23 protein-coding genes are annotated in these 26590 nt (G+C 49.9%); 15 read left to right on the plus strand and 8 right to left on the minus strand.

Annotation, left to right across the window (positions count from 1 at the left end):
* The first annotated feature begins 392 nt into the window (after positions 1 to 392).
* The 10 genes from ACLTD4_RS08040 (at position 393) to ACLTD4_RS08085 (ending at position 13314) form a co-directional block, all read left to right on the plus strand.
* Complete coding sequence (locus ACLTD4_RS08040; protein WP_117622573.1) at positions 393 to 2615, plus strand: DNA topoisomerase III; 2223 nt, start codon at positions 393 to 395, stop codon at positions 2613 to 2615.
* A gap of 96 nt (positions 2616 to 2711) precedes the next feature.
* The gene (gene trpB, locus ACLTD4_RS08045) at positions 2712 to 3929 is read left to right on the plus strand and encodes a tryptophan synthase subunit beta (protein ID WP_002602050.1); all 1218 of its coding nucleotides are present in this window, start codon (positions 2712 to 2714) and stop codon (positions 3927 to 3929) included.
* Between the two features lie 166 nt (positions 3930 to 4095).
* Positions 4096 to 5070 carry a LacI family DNA-binding transcriptional regulator gene (locus ACLTD4_RS08050; protein WP_117622574.1) on the plus strand — a complete coding sequence of 325 codons (975 nt, stop codon included), beginning with the start codon at positions 4096 to 4098 and terminating at the stop codon, positions 5068 to 5070.
* A gap of 41 nt (positions 5071 to 5111) precedes the next feature.
* Positions 5112 to 6233, plus strand: coding sequence for a phosphate/phosphite/phosphonate ABC transporter substrate-binding protein (locus tag ACLTD4_RS08055; RefSeq protein WP_117622575.1), 1122 nt, complete (start codon positions 5112 to 5114; stop codon positions 6231 to 6233).
* Between the two features lie 99 nt (positions 6234 to 6332).
* Positions 6333 to 7091: a phosphonate ABC transporter ATP-binding protein gene (gene phnC / locus ACLTD4_RS08060; protein WP_002602047.1), complete on the plus strand. Its 759-nt coding sequence runs from the start codon at positions 6333 to 6335 to the stop codon at positions 7089 to 7091.
* Positions 7088 to 7909: a phosphonate ABC transporter, permease protein PhnE gene (phnE, locus tag ACLTD4_RS08065; protein WP_002602046.1), complete on the plus strand. Its 822-nt coding sequence runs from the start codon at positions 7088 to 7090 to the stop codon at positions 7907 to 7909. Before phnC ends, phnE (ACLTD4_RS08065) begins: the two co-directional genes overlap by 4 nt.
* A gap of 15 nt (positions 7910 to 7924) precedes the next feature.
* Positions 7925 to 8734: a phosphonate ABC transporter, permease protein PhnE gene (phnE, locus tag ACLTD4_RS08070; protein WP_002602045.1), complete on the plus strand. Its 810-nt coding sequence runs from the start codon at positions 7925 to 7927 to the stop codon at positions 8732 to 8734.
* A 2-nt stretch (positions 8735 to 8736) separates the two neighbouring features.
* Positions 8737 to 10260 carry a bifunctional metallophosphatase/5'-nucleotidase gene (locus ACLTD4_RS08075; protein ID WP_117622576.1) on the plus strand — a complete coding sequence of 508 codons (1524 nt, stop codon included), beginning with the start codon at positions 8737 to 8739 and terminating at the stop codon, positions 10258 to 10260.
* 226 nt (positions 10261 to 10486) lie between these two features.
* The gene (locus ACLTD4_RS08080; protein WP_117622613.1) at positions 10487 to 12217 is read left to right on the plus strand and encodes a carbon starvation protein A; all 1731 of its coding nucleotides are present in this window, start codon (positions 10487 to 10489) and stop codon (positions 12215 to 12217) included.
* A gap of 254 nt (positions 12218 to 12471) precedes the next feature.
* The gene (locus ACLTD4_RS08085; protein WP_117622577.1) at positions 12472 to 13314 is read left to right on the plus strand and encodes an AraC family transcriptional regulator; all 843 of its coding nucleotides are present in this window, start codon (positions 12472 to 12474) and stop codon (positions 13312 to 13314) included.
* A gap of 38 nt (positions 13315 to 13352) precedes the next feature.
* Here the strand turns inward: ACLTD4_RS08085 and ACLTD4_RS08090 are convergent, their stop codons facing one another.
* The 5 genes from ACLTD4_RS08090 to ACLTD4_RS08110 form a co-directional block, all read right to left on the minus strand.
* Positions 13353 to 13694 carry a hypothetical protein gene (locus ACLTD4_RS08090; RefSeq protein ID WP_055657937.1) on the minus strand — a complete coding sequence of 114 codons (342 nt, stop codon included), beginning with the start codon at positions 13692 to 13694 and terminating at the stop codon, positions 13353 to 13355.
* 68 nt (positions 13695 to 13762) lie between these two features.
* The gene (locus tag ACLTD4_RS08095; RefSeq protein WP_055657935.1) at positions 13763 to 15064 is read right to left on the minus strand and encodes a TRAP transporter large permease; all 1302 of its coding nucleotides are present in this window, start codon (positions 15062 to 15064) and stop codon (positions 13763 to 13765) included.
* Positions 15065 to 15066: 2 nt separating this feature from the next.
* Positions 15067 to 15567, minus strand: a complete 501-nt coding sequence (locus ACLTD4_RS08100; protein WP_117622578.1) for a TRAP transporter small permease — start codon at positions 15565 to 15567, stop codon at positions 15067 to 15069.
* Between the two features lie 9 nt (positions 15568 to 15576).
* Positions 15577 to 16599 carry a TRAP transporter substrate-binding protein gene (locus ACLTD4_RS08105; RefSeq protein ID WP_055657930.1) on the minus strand — a complete coding sequence of 341 codons (1023 nt, stop codon included), beginning with the start codon at positions 16597 to 16599 and terminating at the stop codon, positions 15577 to 15579.
* Between the two features lie 23 nt (positions 16600 to 16622).
* Complete coding sequence (locus ACLTD4_RS08110; RefSeq protein WP_055657929.1) at positions 16623 to 19124, minus strand: TIM-barrel domain-containing protein; 2502 nt, start codon at positions 19122 to 19124, stop codon at positions 16623 to 16625.
* A gap of 322 nt (positions 19125 to 19446) precedes the next feature.
* Here ACLTD4_RS08110 and ACLTD4_RS08115 point away from each other — a divergent pair, with 322 nt between their 5' ends.
* Positions 19447 to 20250: an alpha/beta hydrolase gene (locus ACLTD4_RS08115; protein WP_243008294.1), complete on the plus strand. Its 804-nt coding sequence runs from the start codon at positions 19447 to 19449 to the stop codon at positions 20248 to 20250.
* A 146-nt stretch (positions 20251 to 20396) separates the two neighbouring features.
* Here the strand turns inward: ACLTD4_RS08115 and ACLTD4_RS08120 are convergent, their stop codons facing one another.
* A complete protein-coding gene (locus ACLTD4_RS08120; RefSeq protein WP_117622579.1) occupies positions 20397 to 20876 on the minus strand; it encodes a hypothetical protein in 480 nt (159 codons plus the stop codon).
* Positions 20877 to 20898: 22 nt separating this feature from the next.
* The gene (locus ACLTD4_RS08125; protein WP_117622580.1) at positions 20899 to 21762 is read right to left on the minus strand and encodes an AraC family transcriptional regulator; all 864 of its coding nucleotides are present in this window, start codon (positions 21760 to 21762) and stop codon (positions 20899 to 20901) included.
* Between the two features lie 221 nt (positions 21763 to 21983).
* Between ACLTD4_RS08125 and ACLTD4_RS08130 the strand changes: the two genes are divergently transcribed.
* Positions 21984 to 22367 carry a LytR/AlgR family response regulator transcription factor gene (locus ACLTD4_RS08130; protein WP_055657922.1) on the plus strand — a complete coding sequence of 128 codons (384 nt, stop codon included), beginning with the start codon at positions 21984 to 21986 and terminating at the stop codon, positions 22365 to 22367.
* A 23-nt stretch (positions 22368 to 22390) separates the two neighbouring features.
* On the plus strand, positions 22391 to 23134 hold the full coding sequence (locus ACLTD4_RS08135; RefSeq protein WP_412331230.1) for a sialate O-acetylesterase: 744 nt from the start codon (positions 22391 to 22393) through the stop codon (positions 23132 to 23134).
* A 14-nt stretch (positions 23135 to 23148) separates the two neighbouring features.
* On the opposite strand, the gene ACLTD4_RS08140 is transcribed toward ACLTD4_RS08135, so the two are convergent.
* Positions 23149 to 23997: an AraC family transcriptional regulator gene (locus tag ACLTD4_RS08140; RefSeq protein ID WP_002602037.1), complete on the minus strand. Its 849-nt coding sequence runs from the start codon at positions 23995 to 23997 to the stop codon at positions 23149 to 23151.
* Positions 23998 to 24255: 258 nt separating this feature from the next.
* Here ACLTD4_RS08140 and ACLTD4_RS08145 point away from each other — a divergent pair, with 258 nt between their 5' ends.
* Complete coding sequence (locus ACLTD4_RS08145) at positions 24256 to 25596, plus strand: ABC transporter substrate-binding protein (protein WP_055657920.1); 1341 nt, start codon at positions 24256 to 24258, stop codon at positions 25594 to 25596.
* A 72-nt stretch (positions 25597 to 25668) separates the two neighbouring features.
* On the plus strand, positions 25669 to 26580 hold the full coding sequence (locus tag ACLTD4_RS08150; protein WP_002602035.1) for a carbohydrate ABC transporter permease: 912 nt from the start codon (positions 25669 to 25671) through the stop codon (positions 26578 to 26580).
* Positions 26581 to 26590: the final 10 nt, after the last annotated feature.

Raw genomic sequence — 26590 nt, forward strand, 5'->3', positions numbered from 1 at the left:
GCTCATATAGCCTCCGTTTCCAGCTATATAAGAACCTATCTCCATTATAATGTTTTTTTCAAAAACAGACAATAGCCCTGCTTATTTTTTGGTGTTATTTACATTGATTTTTGGTGAAATGGGGATTCTTAAGTCCGAACGGACGTAGAATGCCAGATGAATTGGGCAGAAAGGAATACGGATAGAAACCGGATTCCTGTGGCGATAGCTTCTTATAAAGGCTATCATCGGTTTTGTGATAGTAGTATAACATGGACAGACGGCCCGGGACAAGCTGTTTTTCCATCCTCACGTTGCAATTTCCCCCGCATTTCCTTATAATAGGAGGACAGAGATTCACCATAATAGGAGGACAGAGATTCACCGGAATCAGTCAGGAGGAATAAATAAGAATGAAATCTTTAGTAATTGCAGAAAAGCCGTCGGTGGCGCGTGATATTGCCAGGGTCCTTCGCTGCGGAAGGAATCAAAACGGCGCGCTGGAGGGCGATCAATATATTGTAACCTGGGGGCTGGGGCATCTGGTGACGCTGGCGGACCCGGAAGATTACGACCCGAAGTATAAGACGTGGAAGATGGAAGACCTTCCCATGATGCCGGAGCAGTTTAAGCTGGAAGTGATCAAACAGACGGGAAAACAGTTCAGCGCAGTCAAGGCGCAGCTTCAGAGGAAGGATGTGGGCGAGATCATTATCGCCACAGATGCAGGCCGGGAGGGGGAACTGGTGGCCAGGCTGATCCTGGAGAAAACCGGATGCCGAAAGCCGATCAAGCGACTCTGGATTTCGTCTGTCACGGACAAGGCAATTAGGGACGGATTTGCGAAGCTGAAAAACGGCCATGAATACGACAATCTCTATGATGCCGCCATGTGCCGGGCGGAAGCAGACTGGCTGGTGGGAATCAATGCTACCAGAGCTCTGACCTGCAAGTACAATGCGCAGCTGTCCTGCGGCCGTGTTCAGACTCCGACCCTTGCAATTATCGCCAGCCGGGAGGAGGAGATTAAGAATTTTGTGCCGAAGCCCTATTACGGAATCGCGGCAAAGAGCCAGACACCACCGCTCACACTGACGTGGCGCGACGAAAAGTCAAAGAGCTTCCGCTCCTTTGATAAGGAACGGGTGGAAGGAATTATGAAGAAGATCGAGGCAGGCAGCGGCCAGGGGCTTGTAACCGAGGTAAAGCGTATTCCGAAGAAGACGTATGCACCGCAGCTCTATGATCTGACAGAGCTTCAGCGGGAGGCAAACCGGAAGTTCAATTATTCGGCCAAGGAAACGCTCAATATCATGCAGCGGCTTTACGAAAATCACAAGGTCCTGACGTATCCCAGAACGGATTCCAGGTACTTGAGCTCGGATATCGTACCGTCAATCAAGGAGCGCCTGGAGGCCTGCGGCGTGGGTCCGTACCGGAAACTGGCCGGGCGCCTGATGAATCAGAAGATTGTGGCTAAGCCGTCTTTTGTGGATGATAAGAAGGTATCGGACCACCATGCCATCATACCGACGGAGCAGTTCGTACAGCTGGACCATATGACTGTGGAGGAACGCAAAATCTATGACCTCGTGGTGCGAAGATTCATCGCCGTTCTCTATCCGCCTTTCGAGTACGAGCAGACGGAGCTTACGGTAGAACTGGCCGGTGAAAATTTTGCCGCAAAGGGCAGGATTGTAAAGAGCGCCGGATGGCGGGAGGTCTATGAGGGGCAGGATGACGACGAGGATGACGGGGAGGATTCGGAGCGGCAGGAGATACGCGCGCAGAAACTTCCGGATGTAAAGAGAGGGGACAGGATTCCGAAGCTTTCCGTCACAATGACGGAAGGAAAGACGAAGCCGCCGGCTCCATTTAACGAGGCGACACTGCTTTCCGCTATGGAAAATCCCACCGCCTATATGGAATCGAAGGATAAAGCTATGGCGAAGACGCTGGGAGAGACAGGCGGTCTGGGTACCGTCGCCACCAGAGCAGATATTATTGAGAAACTGTTCTCCAGCTTCTTGCTGGAGAAACGGGGGAAGGACATCTGCCTGACCTCCAAGGCGAAACAGCTTCTCACCCTGGTTCCGGAGGATTTGAGAAAACCGGAACTGACTGCTGACTGGGAGATGCGGCTGTCGAAAATTGCGGATGGAAAGCTGAAGCGTGCCGCCTTTATGAAGGATATCCGCTCCTATTCCAATGAATTGATCTCCCAGATTAAAAGCGGAGATGGCCAGTTCCGCCACGATAATGTGACAAATACAAAATGCCCTGTCTGCGGCAAGCGGATGCTTCTCGTAAAAGGGAAGAACAGCGAGATGCTGGTGTGTCAGGACAGGGAGTGCGGCCACAGGGAAACCGTAGCCAGAACCAGCAACGCACGCTGCCCGGTCTGCCATAAGAAGATGGAGCTGCGCGGAAAAGGAGACAGTCAGATCTTTGTATGCAAATGTGGTTATAAGGAAAAACTGTCATCCTTCAAGGACCGCCGGGCCAAGGAGGGCGCAGGCGTATCGAAAAAGGACGTGGCCAAATATCTGAACCAGCAGAAGAAGGAGGCGGAGGCGCCGATCAACTCAGCGTTTGCGGATGCGTTTGCAAAATTAAATTTGGATAAGAAGAAATAATGGAATAGTAACGCCGCAAGTCTTTCAAGCGCCCCCTATTTATGCTATACTGTAAACACTTAGCGGCTAACAAAAACAGTTATAAAGGAGAAGGATATGGATTACAGGACATATTTGAAGAACTACCCGGACAAAGACGGGCGTTTTGGCCCTTATGGAGGCGCTTATTTAACGGATGAACTGATCCCGGCTTTTGAGGAGATCGCGGACGCGTACCAGACGATCTGCCACTCCTCCCAGTTTATCAACGAGCTGCGGAGAATCAGGAAGGAGTTCCAGGGCAGGCCGACGCCGGTCTACCACTGCGAGCGTCTCTCCAAAAGCATCGGCAACTGCCAGATCTATTTAAAGAGAGAGGACTTAAACCACACAGGGGCTCATAAGCTAAACCACTGCATGGGCGAGGGACTTCTGGCGAAGTTCATGGGAAAGAAGCGTCTGATCGCGGAGACAGGAGCTGGCCAGCACGGCGTGGCTCTGGCCACGGCTGCGGCTTTCTTTGGCCTGGAGTGCGAGATCCATATGGGGGAAGTCGACATTGCGAAGCAGGCTCCCAATGTGACGAGAATGAAGATTCTGGGCGCCAAGGTGGTGCCTGTGACACACGGTCTCAAGACCTTAAAGGAAGCAGTTGATTCCGCTTTCGAATCGTATGCGAAGAATTATAAGGACTCGATCTACTGTATCGGTTCCGCGCTGGGCCCGCATCCATTCCCGTTAATGGTGCGTGATTTCCAGTCAGTCGTGGGATACGAGGCGAGAGACCAGTTTTATGAGATGACAGGAATGTTCCCGGACGAGGTGTGCGCCTGTGTCGGCGGCGGAAGCAACTCTATCGGTATGTTCATTCCATTCCTGGATGATCCCGTGGACATCACCGGCGTGGAGCCTTTAGGCAGAGGCGAGAAGTTAGGCGACCATGCGGCTTCCATGAAGTTTGGAGAAAAGGGCATCATGCATGGCTTCGAGAGCATCATGCTGAAGGACGAAAACGGAGAACCGGCGCCGGTATATTCCATTGCCAGCGGTCTGGACTACCCGTCGGTAGGACCGGAGCACGCATTTTTACATGACCTGGGCCGTGTGAAATACGAGACAGTCAGCGACGAGCAGGCCATGGAAGCTTTCTTCAAGCTGTCCCGCTACGAGGGAATCATCCCCGCGATTGAGAGCTCCCACGCCGTGGCATACGCGATGCGCAGGGCGAAGGAGATGAGACAGGGTTCGATCCTGGTGTGCTTAAGCGGCAGAGGTGATAAGGATATTGACTATGTGGTGGAACATTATGGGTATGGCGATCAGTTTTTAGACTAACTGTGAGACTGCCGCGTACAGTGAGGGGAGGCCGGTAAACGGTCTCCCTTTTTGATTTGTAAAGGACTCTTTATTTCTTGGTAAAATTTCAGTAAATATTTACTATTTTCATTGACTCTGGAAGATAATGGAACTATAATAAAATTGAAAGGTGAGGATATAAAACATGGCTACAATTAAAGAAATTTCTCAGCTGGCGAGCGTCTCGAGTACGACGGTATCGCGTGTGCTGAATCAGGATGACACCATTGTGGTAAGTCCTGAAGTAAGAAAGAAGATATTTAAAATTGCCCACGAATTAAACTATGTCCCACCCAGAATGCGGCATGCGCAGAAAGAAAAGGAAATTGTCATAGGAGTTGCGGATTGGCACATCATCAGGAAGGACAGGCCGAATATCCGGATTTCTTCTCTGGACTGCATTGCAAAGACCATGGCGGAAAAGACCGACGTGAAGTTTGTACGTATGGACAAGGCGGCACCGTCACATTACGACGGAATCATCGCCTTTGGTGTCTTCTCCGAGTCGGAGATGGAGAGTCTGCGGATGCAGAGCTTCGCCATCGTGTTTATTAATTCGGATCCAAAGGACTACGAGTACGACTGTATCGTCATGGACTTTACAAAGGGAATACGGGAGATGCTTTACTATCTTCTGGACAGAAAGCAGTACCGGAGTGTCGGGTACATAGGCGGACTTTATGAAGAGGGAGACTTGCGCATCGGTTACCGGAGACTGGAGGGCTTGAGAGAGACCTTCCGGGAGCGGGGCTGTTACGATGAGAATCACTTCTTTATCGGGGAGTTCAGCCGGGATGGCGGATACGAGCTTGCAAGACAGGCGGCAGCGTCGGGGCATTTGCCGGAAGCTGTGCTTTTAGGCAGCGACGAGGTGGCCGAAGGGGTGCTGGAGGCATTTTTTGATGCGGGGCTCCGGGTACCCAAGGATGTGGCCGTGGTGATCTACAAGGATATCGAGACACTGGAATCCCAGTGGCCGACGTACACCAAGGTTCGTATGTTTCCGGAGATTGTCTGGCAGACAGCGATCAAACTTCTCCTGGAACAGATCCAGGGCGGACGCAGTGACAACATGACAATTTATCTTCCCACCAAGCTAGAGGTTGGCGACAGCGCATAACGGTAACCCCAGAGAAGATGGATCAGGTAAAGGAGAGCGTTATGAAAAAATCAGTTTCTGTAATGATGGCAATTGCACTGTGTGCAGCAATGGTCAGCGGATGTTCAGGATCCGGCGGACAGAAGGATACCGCGGCAGATACCAAGGCTGCAGTGGAGACAACTGCTTCCGGAGCAGCGGAAAAAGGGTCTGAGGAACAGACGGCTGCGGCGGAAAACAAGAAGATTGACAAACTGAACGTATACTTCGTTCCTTCCAGAGAACCGGAAGAGATTGTAACGGCAACAGAACCATTAAAGGAGATGTTAAAGACAGAACTCGCCAGGGAAGGGTATGATATCGGTGAGGTGGTTATCACAGTAGGTACCAGCTATGAGGCAGTAGGCGAGGCCCTTTCCGCGGGAACCGCGGATATCGGTCTGATTCCAGGCGGAACGTATGTGCTTTACGACGATGGCGCCGATGTTATCCTGACAGCAACCCGTGACGGACTGAGCAAGAATTCCGACAGCGCCAAGGACTGGAATGACGGCAAGGCGACGGAGCCGACAGACCAGCAGGTTACTTCCTACCGTGCGCTGATGATCGCAGGACCATCTGAAAAAGGACAGGAGCTGGCAAAGAAGGTTAACAGCGGAGAAGCGCTGACCTTTGATGATCTGAGCAGCGCAAACTGGAGCGTGATGTCTTCCTCATCACCGGCCGGATACATCTATCCGTCTTTATGGCTTCAGGAGAACTTTGAGAAGAACATTCTGGATCTTGGACATGCGGTTCAGTCCGATTCTTACGGCAGCGCATTTGCAAGACTGGCTTCCGGACAGGTGGATGTCCTCTGTACATACGCAGACGCCCGCAGAGACTATGAAGAAAAGTGGAATTCAGAGTATGGAAGAAGCGGATCGATCTGGGAAGAGACGAATGTGATCGGTGTAACTCCTCCAATCTATAACGATACAGTCAGCGTAAGCAAGACTTCCAAGATTATGGATGACGCCTTTAAGACAGCCATTCAGAATGCCTTTATCAACATTGGAAAGACAGAAGATGGCAAGAAGGTAATCGCCATTTACAGCCATATGGGATATGAGCCTGCACAGTCTTCCGATTACGATAATGAGCGCGCAGCACAGAAGATGATTCAGGAATTAAATGCCAAATAAGCGATAAGCACGATTATTAAGGAGGCACCGTAAAGAAATATGGTTTACGGCGCCTCCTTTTGGGTTTCCATGAGAAAATACTAAAGTCGAGGTAGGAGCATGATTGAATTTGATAAAGTAGGAAAGACGTACCCCAATGGTTTCAACGCACTGAAGGATGTCAATTTAAAGATCGAGCAGGGAGAATTTGTGGCGATCATTGGCCTTTCCGGCGCCGGGAAATCTACGCTTCTGCGGACCATTAACCGGATGCACGACATCACCGAGGGGAAGCTTACTGTGGACGGAACCGATGTGATGCAGCTGAAGGGTAAGGAGCTCCGCCGTTTCCGCAGAAAGATCGGCATGATCTTCCAGTCGTTTAACTTAGTGACCCGGACAAAGGTCATCAATAATGTGCTGATGGCAAAGGTGCCGGATCTGTCCTTTATCCGGGCGCTCTTCGGGATCTATCCGAAGGATGACAAGCTGGCGGCCCTGGAGGCTCTGGATAAGGTGGGGATTCTGGACAAGGCATTTGTGCGCGCGGACCAGCTCTCCGGCGGGCAGCAGCAGAGAGTGGCCCTGGCGAGAACCCTGGCGCAGAATCCGCAGATCATCCTGGCGGATGAGCCGGTGGCATCCTTAGACCCGGTAACGGCCAAGCAGGTTATGGAGGACTTCCAGAGGATCAACAGGGAGATGAATATCACCATTCTTCTTAACATTCACCACGTGGAACTGGCGCTCACGTACGCCAGCCGCGTGGTCGGCATACGTGCGGGCCAGATCGTCTATGACGGCCCCGTATCCGATGTCAATGAAGAGATCCTGAACAATATCTACGAAGGGAAGCTGGAGCAGGAGGTGGCCGGATGAGTTTATACGACAAGGTCTTTCCGCCGAAGAAAATGACGATTTCCAATGGTAAGACAATTGAAAAACCGGCTTCGCGTCTGCCTCTCGTTGCGGTTATCCTGCTGATTATGACGGCCATTTCCGTGAAGATAACCGGATTTGACTTGAGGGTTCTGGCCGAGAGGGGAAATCAGTTTTTCGTCATACTGGGCATGATGATCCCGCCGAGGGTCTCCTATATGTCACAGATCTGGAAACCGCTTTTTGATACCATCAAAATGTCGCTTTTAGGTACGGTGGTCGGCGCGGTGCTGGTGGTACCGTTTGCCATGGCGGCTTCCACCAATGTGATTAAGAGCAGGCTGGTGATCAGTGTCATGAGGCTGTTCCTGAGTATTGTGAGAACGCTTCCTACGCTGGTAACCGCTCTGATCGCTACCTATGTATTCGGACTGGGCACTCTGGCAGGAACCACGGCGATTGCCATCTTCACATTTGCCTATATGGGGAAAATCCTGTATGAGGAGATCGAGACGGTGGATATGGGCGCCTTCGAGGCGGTGGAAGCCATCGGGGCGACGCGGGTCCGCGCATTTGTCAGCGCAATTATTCCGCAGGTGCTCCCATCCTACATCTCCAACGGCCTGTTCTGTTTTGAGGGAAATGTCCGGTACGCCGCGATCCTCGGTTACGTGGGCGCGGGCGGCCTGGGTCTGATCCTGAATGAAAAGCTGGGCTGGAGAGAGTATTCCAGCGTCGGCATGATCCTGGTGATGTTGTTTCTAACGGTATTCATCATCGAATCGGTGAGCCGTTACTGCCGGAAAAAACTGGTATAGAGGGGAGAGCGGAAAATGAACAAACAGATTGAACAAGCATATAAAGATCGTCCGCGCAGCACGGTATACCAGATTGTGGTATCGGTGATCGTGGTGGCCCTGATCGTATGGTCCGGTTCCGCGGTGGAATTTACGGGAGGCGGAGCAAACGGCGGGCAGATCGCCTTAAACATTTTAAAGGGAATCTTTCATCCCGATCCAAAGCTGCTCTTTAACTTTACTATGCAGGGCGTGCCCTACCTTCTTCTGGAGACCGTCTGCATCGCATTTTTGGGCACACTGGTGGGCGCGGTACTGGCGATCCCGTTTTCGTTTCTGTCCGCATCGAATCTGATGCCGGCGCCCATCGCCTGGCTGAGCCGGATGGCCATCATGGCAATCCGTACCGTGCCGGCGTTTGTCTATGGACTGATGTTTATCCGTGTCAGCGGGCCTGGGGCATTTACGGGACTTTTGACCATGTCCGTGTGTTCCATCGGTATGGTGTCCAAGATGTATATTGAGGCAATCGAGGATCTGGACATCAGAATTCTGGAGTCGCTGGACGCCTGCGGCTGCAATACGATGCAGAAGATCAGGTATGGAATTCTGCCTCAGCTGATTCCGAATTTTGCATCGACGGTCATTTACCGTTTTGATATTAACTTAAGAGATGCCACTGTGCTGGGTCTGGTAGGCGCGGGCGGTATCGGCGCACCACTGATCTTCGCCATGAATTCCTATCGCTGGAACGAGGCGGGAGCCATTCTGGTGGGACTGATTGTGCTGGTTCTGATTGTGGAATACATTTCCACGAGAATCAGGGTAAAACTGACGAGGGGATAAACATGAGAAAGACAGCAAAAATTTATTATACATCAGATGTCCACGGATATCTTTTCCCTTCTGCATACACGGAACGGAGCGAGAAGCCGGCCGGACTGTTAAACTGCATCGCCAATTATCAGAAGGACGGGAATACGCTGGTCCTGGACGGGGGCGACACGCTACAGGGGTCCCCCATGGCCATTTACCTCTCCGCGGGCAGGAAGGAAGGCCTGGAGGCGGAGCATGCCATTGCGGACGTCTTTAACGCCGGCGGTTACGACGCGGTGACTCTTGGGAATCATGATTTTAACTTCGGATATGAGTATCTGGAGCATCATTTAAATGCCTTAAACGCGCGCTGCATCTGTGCCAATGTCCGGGACCGGAAAGGCCGCCTGGGAGTGATATCCAGCCAGGTGTTTACCATGGAAAATGGTCTGCGTATGGGAGTAACCGGTGTGGTAACCGATTTTGTCAATGTGTGGGAACAGCCGGAGCATATGAGAGATTTGGAAGTGACCGACGCCTTTTCGGCGGCAGAACGGGAACTGGAGCGCTTAAAGGCGATCTCGGATGTGACGGTGTGCATCTATCACGGCGGCTATGAATGTGATCTGGAAACCGGAGACCTGCTGAGTGAGAGCGGGGAAAATGTGGGTTGCCGGATCCTTCGGGAGCTGGATTTCGACGTGCTGCTGACTGCTCATCAGCACATGATGGTGCCTGTCAGGAAGATAAACGGGACCACAACGCTGCAGCTTCCGGCAAATGCGGTCTACTATGCAAAGCTGGAGATCGCCTGTGAGGATGGAGACGTGTCCGTCTCGGCTTCGATCGATCCGGCGGGAGAGATTCATGATGAGGAACCGTACCGGTCCCTGCTTCCGCTGGAGCGGAGGGTTCAGCAGTGGCTTGACGAGAAGGCGGGCAGCCTGGAGGAGGATATTCCCCGGCAGTCCAAGCTTGAGATGGCGCTTCAGGGCTCCAGGGTAGCCGATTTCTTTAACCAGCTCCAGCTGGAATATTCGGGAGCGGATATTTCCTGTGTGGGGCTGGGGAACACACCGATGGGGCTGGAGAAACGTGTGACGACACGGGATATCGTGTCTGTGTACCCGTTTGCCAACACTCTGGTGGTTCTGGAAGTGGACGAAACGGTGATGAAGAAGGCACTGGAACGGTGTGCGGAATATTTCACCGTGGAAAATGGAAAAGTGCGGGTTTCGGATGTATTTTTAAAGCCTAAGGTCGAGCACTACAATTACGACTTCTTCGCCGGGATTTCCTGTGAGTTCGATCTGCGCAGACCGGTGGGAGACCGCGTGACGAAGCTTCTGTATGACGGGGCCCCCATTGGCGGCCGGAAGCTTACGCTCTGTATGAGCGATTACCGCGCCAGCGGGACGGGCGGCTATGATTTCTACCGCAAATGCCGGGTGGTGAAACGGATCGGCTCCGAGGTGCCGCAGATGGCCCTTTGGTATTTAAGAGAGCATGAGACGGTGCAGATAGAAACAAGGAGTGATCTCTCCGTGGTATGGTAATTGGCCTCTATATAACTGTAAGTTATAAAAGATATATAAATAAAGTATAAAAAAAGTATAAAGTTTTTATTGATTTCTGTACGGTAAAGTGATAAACTCCATTTCATCAGAAGTTTGGAGGAAAAACGGGATGATTTGTCTACGGCGCAGCGTCTCTTTTTTCTCCGGAACCTCTGACCAGACACAGGAGGAATTGGTCTGGTTGAAGAAAAAGGAGAGACAGAGTATGAATGGCTTAACAATGATGATTCTTGCCGTCGTAGTGCTGGGCGGCGCGTACCTGGTCTACGGGAGGTATCTTGCAAAGAAATGGGGCATCAATCCGGATTCCAAAACGCCCGCCTATGAGATGGAGGACGGTGTGGATTACGTTCCGGCCGATACCAACGTGGTATTTGGCCACCAGTTTGCATCAATTGCCGGCGCGGGGCCGATCAACGGACCGATTCAAGCGGCGATGTTCGGATGGCTTCCGGTTATGCTCTGGATTCTGCTGGGCGGTGTGTTCTTCGGCGCAGTACAGGATTTTGCCTCCATGTATGCCTCCGTGAAAAATAAGGGCCGTTCCATCGGCTATATCATCGAACTCTATATCGGAAAACTTGGAAAACGGCTGTTTCTGCTGTTTACCTGGCTGTTCTCCATTCTGGTGGTAGCGGCATTTGCCGATATCGTGGCAGGTACCTTCAATGGTTTTGACGCCAACGGAGCCACGGTGACTGCCAACGGCGCGGTTGCGACGACCTCGCTGCTCTTCATCGTATTTGCCGTGGGACTGGGCTTTTATTTAAAATATACGAGATTCCCCAAGATGCTTAACACACTGTTTGCAATCGCGCTTCTCGTACTGGCCGTAGGCCTGGGGCTGGCATTTCCAATCTATGTGCCGCAGAGCGCATGGCTGATTTTCGTATTTATCTACGTAATCATTGCCTGTGTGACACCGGTATGGGCGCTTTTACAGCCTCGTGACTATTTAAACAGCTATCTGCTGATCGCCATGATCGTGGGATCGGTGCTCGGCATCTGTGTATACAATCCGTCTATGAATCTGCCTTCCTTTACAGCCTTTAAGCTGACCGCGGCCAACGGGAGCGTCTCCTATTTATTCCCGGCGCTGTTCGTCACCATCGCCTGCGGCGCTGTATCGGGCTTCCACTCTCTGGTCGCCTCGGGAACGGCCTCCAAGCAGATTAAAAATGAAAAGAACATGCTTCCGGTATCCTTTGGCGCCATGCTTTTGGAGAGTCTTCTTGCCATTACGGCGCTGATCGCGGCCGGATTCGTCGCCACACAGGAAGGACTTCCGGCAGGAACGCCGCCGCAGCTGTTTGCACAGGCCATTTCCATCTTTTTGACAAGCCTCGGGCTTCCGGAATCCGTCTGCTATACGTTAATCACCCTGGCAATTTCCGCGTTTGCACTGACGAGTCTCGATTCCGTAGCGCGTGTGGGACGTATCGCGTTCCAGGAATTCTTCACGGATGACAGCATCGCCCCGGAGGATCAGTCACCGCTTAACAAGGTCCTGACCAATAAGTATTTTGCCACTATCCTGACACTGTTGCTCTGCTATGCGCTTTCCCGCGCCGGTTACGCCAGCATCTGGCCGCTGTTCGGTTCGGCGAACCAGCTGCTTTCCGCACTGGCCCTGATCGCCTGCGCCGTATTCTTAAAGAAGACGAAACGCCAGGGCGCCATGCTCTGGGGGCCGATGGTGATCATGCTTGGCGTCACATTTACGGCTCTGGCTTTAAAGATCACGGAGCTGGTGACCGCACTTTCCGGCCAGTTTGTTTTCGGCAATGCCCTGCAGCTGGTATTCGCAGTGCTTCTTCTGATTCTGGGCGTGATTGTAGCCTTTGAGGGGATTAAGAAGCTGATTGGAAAAGATGAGACCTTAGAAAATACAGAGACCGCAGATACAAAGAAGTCTGCGGGAGAAGTCGTTGCATAGATAAGCTGCGGATGTGGATGCCGCATTACCATGAAAGGGGCTGTGAGAAAATGGAGTTGATCTGACTCCGTTTTTCCAGCTCCATTTTTTTGTTCACTGCCAATATTCCGCGAGGTGTTTTGGGTGAGTGGAGCAAAAGTCACAGAACCCGGGGGCAGCAGTACGAAACGGCGTATTTCATACTGGATTATTAAGAAAAAATACCTTATAATAAAGGAATATCTGCTAAATTAGGAATGGGGGCGTAGATTCAAATGATAGACCAGGCTGGTTTGCGCATGGACACGGGTTATCAGATTGCCTGTGAACGGATACAGGGGGTAAATGATAACATGGCAAAATCCCATTATCACGAATATTTTGAACTTTATTATCTGGAGTCCGGCAAGCGGTACCACATAGCGGATGATACGCTGTACTGCCTTAATTCAGGGGAATTTATACTGTTTCCCCCTTATGTGATGCATCATTCCTACGGGGATAGCGATGTTCCGTTTAAACGGCTGGTGCTTTATTTTACCAGGGAAATGATAGCGGTTCCCGGCGTGACAGATGTGCTCAACCAGCACGCCTGGGTATATAAGTCAGATGAGAAGAATGAGATACACGCACTTTTGCGCGCGCTGCTAAAAGAACAGGAATGCAATGACAATTATTCAGAAGAGGCCCTGTATTTCATTTTGAATCAGATTCTGATCCTGCTGCTGCGCAATTCCACAGAAACCGCAAAGCCGGAGAAACAGAGCCGTATAACCAGCATCATCCATTATCTCCACGAGAATTATACATCCCCCATCACCCTGAATGATCTGGCCGAACAGTTTTATCTCAGTCCTTATTATCTGTGCCGGGAATTTAAAAAATACACCAACAGCACCATTGTTCAGTATATTAATAGCCTGCGTGTGGGACATGCCCAAAGGCTGTTTGTGGAAACGGATAAGAGCGTCACGGAAATCAGCAAGATTGTGGGCTTTTCCAATGTGACACATTTTAACCGGGTGTACCGCTCTGTCACCGGGCTCTCCCCTTCCAAAAGCCGTAAACAGGCTAAGGAGCGCAGTGCAGCAATGGAACGGCGCGGCCTCCCCAGTTGATGTCAATCCGCACAGTGGAGGCATAGAAGGGGGGAACCTCATCTTCCTGCCTCTGCTTTTCTCATAATCATCTGCTGCCAGAATCCGGCTGCCTGTTCCGGCCAGCCGTCCACCTCCTGTCCATTTCGTTTGGCTTCCTCTGCCGCATCAAAGAACAGATCTGTGGAAGTGCTGGGATAAATCAGGGGCTGTCCGGTAAGGACCAGCGCTTTTATCCGTTCCAGGGTTTCTTCAAACCCGCATTTTTTAAACCCATAATCACCCAAAGGACGTCTCCATACATCTTCTGTCATATTGGTAAAAAAGTAATCCGACAGGGGCTTGTATTCCTCATAGCTGCAAAGTTCTCCTATGGTGGTTTCCGGTGTTACCTGGTTCATTTTCATCATCCTCCTATATAGGGATACAATAATGCCCCGGCAAATCTGCCGGGGCGATGTGTGAATTGTCAGACAAGTCCCATAAGCCTTGGAAGCGTCAAGGAAATTGCAGGCACATAGGTGACTAAAAAAAGCACAATCAGCAGCGCTCCCACATAGGGAAGCAGGGGTTTAACCACCCGCTCAATGGGCACCTTGCTGATACCGCAGGATACAAATAGTACCGAGCCCACCGGAGGCGTCATGGTACCCATACACATATTGAAGGTCAGTACCACGCCGAACTGAACAAGGTCCATGCCCAGGCTCTGGACAATCGGAAGAAAAATGGGCGTGAAAATCAAGCAGGCCGGTGTGATATCCAGAAACATGCCAACCACCAGGAGCACCAGGTTCATCAGAAGCAGGATGACATACTTATTGGTGGACAAGGACATGATTGCATTGCTGATAGCAGCCGGGATTCCTGTATATGCCATTACCCATGACATTGCCGATGACGCGGATATCAGGAACAGAATGATACCGCTGGTTGCCGCGCTGTTCAGCAGGATTTTCATAAAGCTCTTCCAGGTCAGGGAACGGTAAAACAGTGAGAGGATCAGGCAGTACAGCACACAGATGCCGGCGCCTTCTGTGGCAGTAAAGATACCGCCCACAATACCACCGATGACGATCACGATCAGCAGCAGGCTGGGTATGGCGTCCAGGGTAATCCGAACCGCCTCTGAGGCTGAAACCTTCGGGCAAACAGGATAATTATGTTTCTTCGCATAACAGTATGCAATCGCCATGGTGCTCAGGCCCATTAATATGCCGGGAATATAGCCCGCCATGAACAGGGCTGAGACAGATACGCCGCCTGCAACTGTGGAGTATACGATAAATGCGCTGGTTGGCGGAATCAGAAGCCCGGTCGGGGCCGATGCAATATTCACACAGGTGGAAAATGCAGGATCATACCCCTCTTCCTCCTCCATAGGAGCCATGATGCCGCCGATAGCTGAAGCCGCTGCCACCGCTGAACCGGACAGCGCGCCAAAGAACATGTTAGCCAGTACATTGGTATGTGCCAGGGAGCCTGGAATACGTCCGGACAGCAGCTGGGCGAACCGGATCAGCCTTCTGGCAATGCCGCCGTTGTTCATGATATTACCCGCAAGTATGAATAACGGGACTGCAAGAAGGGAAAAGCTTTCCACACCGCTGTTCATCTTTTGCATGACGATGAAGCTGGTCTGGTCCCAGGGCAGATTCACCAGAGTGGTAGCAATGGAGGAAATTGCAATACTGACGGAAATGGGGCATCCCAGAATCAGCAAGATTGCAAAAACCCCAAACAATACAAGAGCAGTAATCGCTATATTCATACTTATTTGTCCTCCTCCTTAATCGTGATTCCGGTCATATCTTCCCAGATATTGATAAGCTGTGCAACCATGATAAACACTCCGGAAATCGGAGCCATGCTGTATACCAGGCTTCTGGAAATGCCCAGCAGGGCTGAGTATTCTTTTCTGGCACTGAGTGCAAGCTTGGTACCGCCCACTGTCAGGATTGCCAGAGCAAATGCAAATATCAACAGATCAATAAAGATCATCAGAAAACGTCTCTTTTCAGGCGTCATCTTGTTATGGAGCAAAAGAAGAGCCATATGCTGTCTGGTGCAGAACCCATAGGCCGCGCCCATGAAGCCGGTCCATATCAGCAGATACCGGACAATCTCTTCTGTAAAATCGCTGGGACTGTTTAACACATAACGGGTAAATACCTGGTAAATAACAAGAAAGCTCATGGCTACCAGAAGGATAGCCGATATCCATGACAGCAGGAATACCATCCCCCGCTTTAGTTTGGTAAAGAACTGTTCCATAATTCCCTCCTATTCCACTGAATTAATGATTTCCAGAACATCCCCAACTTTGGGATACTGTGACTTATAGCTCTCGATCATATCTGCTGTGGCTGAGCGGAATGCCTCCTTGTCCACATCTTCGATGAAGGTTACCCCCATGTCGTTGGTGGCTGTCTCGACTGCCTCTGCCACAGCCTGCTCCCATTTTTCGATATGATTTTCCGTGGATTCCTTTGCCGTGTCAATCAGAAGCTGCCTGTCCTCCTCCGACAGTTTTTCCCAGGTATCCGTGGCAATGACCAGAACGTCCGGGATCATGGTATGCTGGTCCACCGAATAGAACTTGCAGATTTCGCCGTGCATACCGGTTGTCAGAGCTGTTTCATTATTTTCTGTGCCATCAATGATTCCGGTCTGAAGGGCAGTATACACATCACCCATAGCCATTGCAACAGGAGTACCGCCAAGGGCTTTCAACATATCTGTCTGTGACTTCATGTCTTGTACACGTATCTTTAATCCGTTTAGGTCCTCTGGTGTGCGGATCGGGCGGTCTATGGTGTAAAAGGAGCGGGATCCGGAAGTGTAATAGGTCAGCGTAACAAATCCATCCGCCTCACTTGAACGGAAAAATTCTCCCATCTGCTCCGAACCCATTACCTTATAATAGTTCTCATTGTCATCAAATATGTAGGGCAGACCGAAGGTATGATACCCTTCGTTATACGTTGCGAGTCCCGGGGCTGATACGCGGGTCATGTCCACCACGCCAGCCATCAGCTGCTCCAAAACCTCTGTTTCAGAGCCAAGAGTACCGTTGGGGAAGATTTTTATCTGGATACGTCCGTTGCTCTTTTCCTCCACACGGTCGGCAAATTCCTGCAGAGCGATTGATGTAATGTGGGTTTCTGCCAGGTTGTGGGCCAGATTCAGTACCAAGGGATGTTCTGCCGTTGCATCGGCGCTGCCCGCCGCCCCCGAGCTGGCACATCCGGCCAGGGTCAAGGCAGTCAGGACGGCCGCTGTCAGTAAGCCTGCAAATTTTTTCATAATCGTGGATCTCCTTCCTGTACTTACATTCCAATCATATCAAACTGCTCGAATGAAATGATTAAATCATAGTCTTTTTTGGGGTTCGGATATTTTATCTGTACAGATTTCAGTGTCTGGCTGTAATACCATCCAATTTGGGCTGCTTCGTATTTCTTCCGGTGAAGAAAGTGAGGAAGCTGCTCCCCAGCCACAGTTACTGCAAACGGTGCCTTTTCTCTGTGGATTAAGTCTATCTGCATATCCTCCACAGCCGTTTCATAATTTCCTTCCTGCTTAAAGGAGAGAACAGTGCGGATGCCCGCGGTCATGGTAATTTTTGTTTTCAGATAAACGCCCTTTTTGTAGTCTTCAGTATTTCCGTCATCCTCATACAAGGTAAATGAGCGGTCACGGTCCGGCGCGCATAAGAGGCGGATGCCTTCAACCTTCTCTCCTGCCAGGTTGTTCATCTGGTTCAGTGCCATGGGGATGATGGCCCCTGCCCGTATAAACAGGGGAATACTGCATAATGTGACCGGTATTTCAATGGTCTGTCCACCCTCGTATGCCTCCCGTGTATAGAAATCATAGAACCGCTCATCCTGCGGCAGGTAGATCCTGCGGGTCGTGGCACCTTTTTCCACTACATTGGCAACGAAAAGGGAATCGCCAACCATAAAGTCCACGCCTTCTTCATAGCAGGCCGGATCCTGCTGGAATGCACTGCACATAGGCTCCATGATAGGAAGTCCGGTTTCATGGGCGCGTGCCATGAGAGAATAGAGATAAGGAATCAGCTGGTACCTGAATTTGATGGCATCCCGGATATATCCGGTACAATCCCCATACATCCACGGTTCGGTTACCGTGTTGTCCGTGTTCACGGAGTGTACGGAGAATCTGGGCTGGAAAATACCGTTCTGCACCCATCTAACCATCAACTCTGCTTCCGGGGAAGGCCCATAAAAGCCTCCGATGTCTGCGCCCTGGTTGGCAACGCCGGACAGGCTCATGCCCAAAATAGTGGCTATGTTATACTTAAGTGATTCCCAGCAGGTCAGGTTATCCCCTGCCCACGTCTGAGCATATCTCTGGATTCCCGCATGTCCGGAACGGCACACGATAAATGGTCTGGTATTATCAAAGGTTTCCCTCACTGCTTCTGCCGTTACATGACACATGATGTTAGACATGGCGGCCTTTACCTGGCCGATGGTAGTCCCGTTTCCCTCAAAATCACAGCGGCAGTCTTTATCAACCAGACTGTCATATTCGCAGTTATCGTTCCACACAGAGCTGGTTCCCATCTCCAGGACCGACTTTTTCAGCATATCCTTCCATACTGCTCTGGCAGTCGGTTTCGTAAAGTCTACGAACACACCCTTTCCGCCCCACCAGGTGCCGACTCCCGGTTCATCTCCCTCACTGTCCCTTACAAAAATATCCTGCTTCTTCATTTCTGCAAGCTCCGGATGGGACAACAGGATTCCGGGTTTTACATTGGGAGATACGGTTATTCCACGCTTTGCCATTTCTGAAAAGAATTTTTTGGGGTCCTTGAAACGCTTCTTATTCCATGTAAATACACAGCGCTTTAAGCCTTCTCCGGTTTCCTGTGAGGTGTAACCGGATGAGAGCTGAAAACCGTCTACAGGGATATCCTCTTCCTTCGTGGTATCTATGAATTCCAGGATTGCGTCATCACAATCCGCCTCCAATTCAGGATAATACATGGATGAACCCAGGTATCCCAGGGCTGTGCGCGGAAGCATCGCAGATTTTCCGGTCAGATCTGTATAGCGCTCTACGACTTGGCGTATGGCTGGACCTGCAATAAAGAACAGGTCAATATCGCCCGCGTCGGTCCGGTAACGGCTGTGCATGTTCCAGTAATTGCTTTTCTCACGCCCCATGTCAAAATCACACTCAGCCGTATTATGGTAGAAATAGCCCACTGCCTTTCTGGTACTGCGGTTGAGCTTGATATAAAAAGGTATATGCTTGTATAAGGAATCTGTCTCCCTGGGATTATAGCCCATGGCATCCTTTGGGCTCATGCACATGTATTTCTGGGCTTTATTCCACTCTCCGCTTTTTTCTCCAAACCCATAGAAACAATCCTCCGGTGAAATCTCGCTGGTATGGATCCGACGGTGGTTGGAATCCTCCTGGTATGCCAGATCTACAATATCTCCATGAAGCATGGTTCCATCCTGGTCATAGATGCGGATGGAAAAAGGTTCTTTGTCTACAACTGCCTTCAGCTGCTTACCCTGAATCACCGCTTGTTTTTCTCCATCCGTCAGTTTGGATTCTGCCGGCTGGATCCGTTTCCGATAGTCCTTCATCAGGTCATCCATGGGATCCTCCCATGCGGTCATGACCAGGCTATAGGATCCTTCTTTAAAATCTCCGTCAAACCCTGCCCGAATTCTTATAATAGAATCAGTCAGAAACCATATTCGGATTTCTACGCAGTTGGTCTGAATCGAATAATAGCCATCTCTGGAGCAGATTCCAAGTGCCTTTTTACAAACTTTCATACCGTTCCTCCTTGAGTTATTCTGGTTCAATCATACAGAAAAGCAGGTTTAAAAGCTAGACGGATTTTGCAGTGTTTTTGTAGAAACTTTGCATATTTTGCTCTTTTGAACGAAATGAATTTTGAATATTTCACGTAGGATACCATGAGAAAATGATTGCTTAATCGTATATTTTGACTGAAAAGGGATCAAACATAAAAAAACTATCCCTTTTAAGAGAACAAGATACGTTCGTTTTTGACCAGGACAGAGCAATTTTCGTCTAGTATATGATTTTCGTCTACAGTATAATGAAAATAATTTTTGATAAGGAGGAATTTTTATGGCAAGTATGACATGTCACTATTATAGTTCTACACTGGGAAATAATATTGCAATTAATGTTATCATCCCAACTCCACAGGGAAATGAACAGATTGTGGATCAGGATGTACAAAAACAGTATCAATATGAAACCGGCTTACCTGTAGTCTATCTTCTGCACGGCGCCTATGGGGATTTCAGCTCCTGGATCCGTTACAGCAATATCGAGCGGTATGCCCAGGAACGGTGCTGCGCCGTGGTCATGGCCTCTGCGGGTAACTTCTTCTATCAGGACATGTATCACGGAAGCGCCTACCGCACCTTTTTTACGGAAGAACTTCCCGTATTCGTCACAAGCGTGTTTCCTGTTTCCTCCAAAAAGGAGGACACCTATATTGCCGGATTCTCCATGGGAGGCTACGGAGCCTGGTACCTGGCCTTGTCAGCGCCGCATCTGTATGCAAAGGCTGCCAGCATGTCCGGAGCGCTGGACATTGCAGCTTTATATAAGAAGGCATCGGAGGGCGCCATAGATAACCCATTCCCTTGGCATGATATCTTCCGGAACCCGGAAATGCTTTCCGGCAGTGACAAGGATTTGTTTGCATTATATGAACAGTGCAGGAATAACCATATGGTACCCAGTCTGTATCAGGCCTGCGGTACCGAAGATTTCCTATATGATATTAACCGTTCTGTGAAAATGCGCATGGAAGATATGCAGGCAGATCTTGTCTACGAAGAAGGACCAGGCGGACATAACTGGGATTTCTGGGATGCTTATATCCGCAGGATCCTGGATTGGATGTTGGAAAAAAGATAACTGGATGCATGGAAAAGTTCCATAAAACATAACAGCTGATACCAAAAGCGCCTCCAGGTTTTGTACCTGAAGGCGTTTTCGATTCGAAACGGCGGTTCCATATTTCTTATAATTGTTATTCCTTTCCGGTTAGGAATTACGTATTTTTAAGGTTGTACGGCTGTATTTGCCTCGTTTAACAGCAGTGCTTTTGCGAAAGCCCTGTTATCGCTGGTAAGTAAAAAGAAGAATGCACTGCTGCGGCATTTTTGCTGCCGCTGCCCTTTCAGGACAAAGTCGTAGCCCATGGCGCATTTGGAGTTGCATGCGGATGGGTCCAACAGGCGTTTGCACACAGGCGCGTCCTGGATGGCCTTTGCCAGCTCGTCGGAGATGGTATCGAACACCTCCATGTAGTCCGCCAGATGGTTTGGATAGATGCGGACCATCAGTCCCTTTCTGCGGAATACGTAGTTGAGGATCGTCTTTTTATTCTGAAGGCAGGAGACGACATAGCCGCTTTTTGCCTGCTTTATCTCTGTTTTGCAGCCGAGTTTCGTCAGCTCTTCATGCAGTTCCCTTACAAACTCCCGGTTATCTCCATCGACAGTGGATAAAAAATCATCAAATGTATATTTTTCGCTCATAACGCTGCTCCTTTTTGCATTTTCATCGTTCTTCTATAATGGGTATCCATATCTGGGCCTTATACGTATCGCTGGTCTGATCCCCTTCACTGTACCATTCTAACTCGGGGCAGGGCGCATGTTTAAAGGGGTACTTTAAAAGCCACTCCTCGTTAAGATACTTCCAGCCATGGTGTATGGACTGCGGTATTTTACCATGGCAGTCGAAGACGGCCCATGCGGCTGGGGGAATGACGATCTCATCAAATCCCGGAGGCGCTTCCTGATCGGATATTACCATGATGGAATAGACCGTCTCATCGCGCTGTTTACAAAAATCAGTAAACAGACCGAAGATTCCTTTTGGATTACCGCGGTCCAGCGAAATCAGCTTCGCCGTATCGCCCCGCGCATGGCATTCGCTCCAGAATTTGGGAATCTGGAGGTAGTGCTCTCCGTTTTTACAGGAAAATGTTTTGCTTTTACCGATAAGCCGGAAAGACTCTTTCTGATCGATATGCCACGAATACTGCTGTCTGTTTGATATCTGCATCTTCGGCGCTATTTTTAATTCTGAACGGCCATCCCTTGCTTCTTTGGGCGTTATGCCGTGAAACTGCTGGAAGGCTTTCGTAAAGGAGGTCGGCGAGGCATAGCCGTACTTATAGCTGATATCAACCACCTTTAAATCCGTGCTTTTTAAGTCATAGCCGGCCAGCGTCAGTTTTCTGGAGCGGACGTACTCGGAAAAACTGATTCCATTCATATAGGAAAAGACCTTCTGAAAGAAACCAAAGGAGCAGCCCGCAATGTCCGATACCACGTTTTCGTCAATGGGTTCTTCCCGCCGCTGCAGATGGTCTTCCACATAATCGATGATTCTTTGTAATTTTTCGTTCCATTCCATTTTAAGTGATCTCCGTCTTCCTGGTGTTTTTCTATTTTACCATTTATAAATCCTAATTTCCTCTTATTATTGGTACTGGAAGGATAATTTATCATAAAGATAGACTTCTTTTCATTTTTATGGTATCGTATTTCTTAACAAAGGAAATAATTTCGATTACCGGAGGCTGTTGGAATAGCGATATTCCGGGGCTTCTTTTTAGATGAAAATCAGGAGGGGTTATGAGTATCAGGGCAATTGTAGTGGACAATTCAGAAGAACTTCTGGAAAAAATTACCAGAATACTAAGGGAGATGGAGGACGTCGAGCTGTGCGGCAGCTTCGGTGAAGCGATTGCGGCGATTCAATATGTGAAGGAGAATCCTGTGGATATCGTATTTTCTGACGTGGTGATGCCGGATATCAGCGGGATCACGCTGGCATCCAAGATATATCAGCTTCCAGATCCGCCGGAGGTAGTTCTCTTATCCGGAATACCCGGGTTCTCGCTGGAAGCGTGGAAGATTCGTGCGTTCGGCTTTATTATTAAGCCGTATACGAGAATGCAGATTGTGGATATGTTAAACCGTTACCGGTGCGAGAGGGATGCCCGGAAGGCTCTGTAAACAATTGGAACAGGAGAGGACTTATGATGGAAGCAGATATTCTGTTATTTATGGGACAGAGCAATATGGCCGGACGCGGCGACGATCAGCTGGCCCCGAAGGTGCTGCCCGGTGCTGCCTGGGAATACCGGGCGGTGACGGAGCCGGACATACTGGTGCCGCTTGTGGAACCATTTGGAGTAAATGAGAACCGTGAGGGAGGAGTCTGGGAGCCAGGCATGAAGACCGGCTCCATGGTGGCTGCGTTTGTAAATGCGTGTTATCGAAAGACGGGACGGCCGGTTATCGCAGTGTCATGTTCCAAGGGAGGTTCCAGCATACGGGAATGGCAGCCGGGTACTCCGTATTTTAAGGACGCAGCGGCGCGGTTTTCCGCGTGCTTAAGCTTTGTGGAGTCTCAGAAGATCGCGGTGCATTCGATCGGGATGGTCTGGTGTCAGGGCTGCACGGATGCGGACAATGGGATGACAAAGGAAGAATATAAAGAGAAGACGCTGACCTTGTTCCAGGCCTTTCAGGCGCTGGGGGTTGAGAATATCTTTTTGATTCAGATCGGAAACCACAGGGAGCAGCCGGACCTCTACGTTCCCATGCAGGAGGCCCAGGAGGAGCTGGCGGCCTCCGTGGATACCATTTTCATGACATCACGGTCCTTTCGCACATTCCGCGACAGGGGGCTGATGAAGGATTCCTACCATTATAAGCAGGAGGCGTATAATCTGGTAGGGGATGAGGCGGGAGCCCAGACCGGGGAAATCCTGAAATAAAACTGAATACAAAATTACTTATGCTGATTGGCCAATCTCCATTCCCGTGGAGGTTGGCCATACGTTTTTTTAAAGGCCCTGGAAAAATGCAGCTGGCTGGGGTAACCGACCCGTGCGCTGATCTCTCCAATGGGAAGATTGGTCGTCTCCATGTACTCGCAGGCCTTTGCCATACGGAAACGGATCAGGAATTCCTGCGGCGTAACAGAGAGGACATCCTTAAAGATCTTGCCGAAATAGCTGCGGTTTAAGTTGCAGAAGGCGGCAATGTCCTCCACCGTGATATCGTTCTGGTAGTTGTGTTCCACAAAGGAGACCGCCTCCCGGGCATAAAAATCCTTCAGCTGGCCGCCCACAGCCGTCATACGGCGGTTGGAGGACTTGATCAGCGCGTCGAGAGCCAGATAAAGGTGGCCGATCAAATGAAAGGAAGATTCAGTCGTATGGCCGGCAATATAGATCATCTCGTCTTTTAAGACCTGTTCCATGGCCGGATTGTTGCTGTTGTAAACCGGCAGATCGAAGGACAGGCCGGACAGGGCGATGATCTCCGGCGCCTTCAGGCCGTCGAATTCCACCCACGCGTATTCCCACGGGTCCAGGGAATCGGCAATGTACGTATTGGTCTGGCCGGGCGAGATTAAGAAGCCCTGACCGGCGTGAAGATGGTATTCCGTATCCTTTTTGCTGCTGTCGGTAGAGACGAAGAGTCCCTTTCCGGAAATGATATAGTGAAACAGATAATGGTTGCGCGCCGCCGGCCCGAAGGAGTGGTGCGGATCACATTTCTCCCATCCGTATTGAAACAGGGTACAGTCAACGAAATTCTTATCGGTAAACAGGGCAAATGAAAAATTAGACAAAAAAGCACCTCCGCTCTATTGGTTTCTGGGAATTAATTATAAATATTATATACCAAAATGCGAGGTGACTTCAAGATATTTCGCACAAGAAAGCATTTTGGTATATTTGTATCAGGGTATTTCCATTTACGGTGAGAGTGGCAATGTGCTAATATATAGTCACAGAAACGAAGACATAATTACAAGATGTGCACAAATAAAAGAAAAATTCATTGGCCGATGAAGAAAATCAGATGGTAATAATAACGAAAACTCAGAATGAATCAGGATTGCAAGGAGGAAATAAAAGTGATCAAATTGTGGAAAAAAGGTATAGCACTTACCATGGCGGCGACGATGGCGGTATCTTTAACGGCATGCGGCGGCGGAAATTCTTCATCAGGCGGCAGCAAAGAAGCGGGAAATACACCGGCTGCGGACGCAGGCGGAAAATTAAATGTAGCAATTTGGGATAACGGACAGAAGCCGGGACTGGATCAGATCCTCGCCGATTTTACGAAGGAGACCGGAATCGAGACCGATTTACAGGTAATCACATGGGACAGCTACTGGACACTTTTAGAGGCGGGAGCCTCAGGCGGCGACATGCCTGACGTATTCTGGATGCACTCCAACGAGGCGACAAAGTATATGTCCAACGACATTCTTCTGGATCTCACCGATAAAGTAGCCTCCAGCGAAAAACTGGAGATGGATAAGTTCCCGTCCGATATTAAGGAAATGTACCAGTACGACGGAAAGACCTACGCGGTACCGAAGGACATCGACACCATTGCCTTATGGTACAACAAGGATATGTTCGATGAGGCCGGAATCGCCTATCCGGATGATACCTGGACCTGGGATGATTTGTACGATGCGGCGGTGAAGCTGACTAAGGACGACGGAAGCCAGTACGGAATCGCCATGAACCCCTCCAACGAGCAGGACGGCTGGATGAACGTGATCTACTCCATGGGCGGAAATGTCATTTCTGATGATATGAAGAAGTCTGGTTTTGATGATCCAAACACCATTAAAGCTATGGAATACGTGGATAAGCTGGTAAAAGACGCAATGCCTCCGGCAGCGGTTATGTCTGAGACGGGCACCGATGTACTTCTCGGTTCCGGCAAGATTGCAATGCTGTCCCAGGGCTCCTGGATGGTGGCTGCATTTAAGGACAACGAATACATAGCAGAGCACTGCGACGTAGCGGTTCTTCCAAAGGATGCGGAGACCGGAAAACGCGTTTCTTTATACAATGGTTTAGGATGGGCGGCCAGCGCCAACACAAAGAATCCGGAGGCGGCTTGGAAGCTGATCGAGTTCCTTGGAACGAAGGATATGCAGTTAAAGCAGGCACAGCTGGGGGTTACCATGGCGGCCTATGAAGGCGTATCCGATGAATGGGTAAATAACACGGATAAGTTCCATTTACAGCCTTATCTGGATATGATGAACGGTGATATCGTATTTCGTCCGCATTCCAGAAGCACTCTCGTATGGTGGAATATGATGACGACCGAGTTAAAAGAGGCATGGTCCGGTAATCAGGATATGGCTGCCGTATGCGGGACAATTTCAGAAAAAATGGATCAGATGCTGGCAGACGAGTAAGGCCTGGAGCGTGTTTGAACAATTCGGATATGAATATTCAAACACGCTCTGGTACGAGAAGGAGGGATTTCTGTGGCAAAGGGAACAGAATTGAAAATAAAAAGAAAGATCACCAGCCGGGAAAAGAACGAGTTTTTATGGGGCTGGGCGTTTATCCTGCCGACCATGATCGGACTGATTGTACTGAACATCTATCCGATTATCAAGACGATCTATGAGAGCTTCTTCAAGACAGGCGATTTCGGAAAGGGCAACATCTTCATCGGCCTGGCCAATTACCAAAGGGTCTTAACGGACCCGGAGGTATGGCAGTCGCTGCTTAATACATTCAAATACGCCATCGTGGAAGTGCCGTTTTCCATCATCATTGCTCTGGTTCTGGCCGTGCTGCTGAACCGGAAGATGAAGGGGCGGGCCGCTTACCGTACGATCTTCTTCCTCCCCATGGTTGCGGCCCCCGCGGCGATTGCCATGGTGTGGAGATGGCTCTTTAACTCGGAGTTCGGCCTTTTAAACAACGTGTTCGGAACCAATATTAACTGGATCTCCAACCCGAATATCGCCGTCTATTCCATCGGTGTCATCGGCGTGTGGTCCATCATCGGCTACAACATGGTCCTGTTCTTATCGGGGCTTCAGGAGATTCCGAAGGATTACTATGAGGCGTCCAATATCGACGGTGCAAGCGGGATCTACCAGTTTTTCCATATCACCGTTCCGCTTCTGTCGCCGACTATTTTCTTCGTGACGGTGACCAGAGTGATCGGCGCGCTTCAGGTATTTGACTTAATCTTCATGGTTATGGACAGAAACAATCCGGCGCTCTCCAAGACCCAGTCCCTGGTCTACTTATTCTATCAGTATTCCTTCGTACAGAATAACAAGGGCCTTGGTTCCACCATTGTCGTTGTACTTCTGGCCATCATCATGATCATCACGGTATTCCAGATGAAGGCGCAGAAAAAATGGGTTTATTATAATTAGAGAGGGGGAG

The sequence above is a fragment of the Hungatella sp. genome (assembly GCF_046966825.1).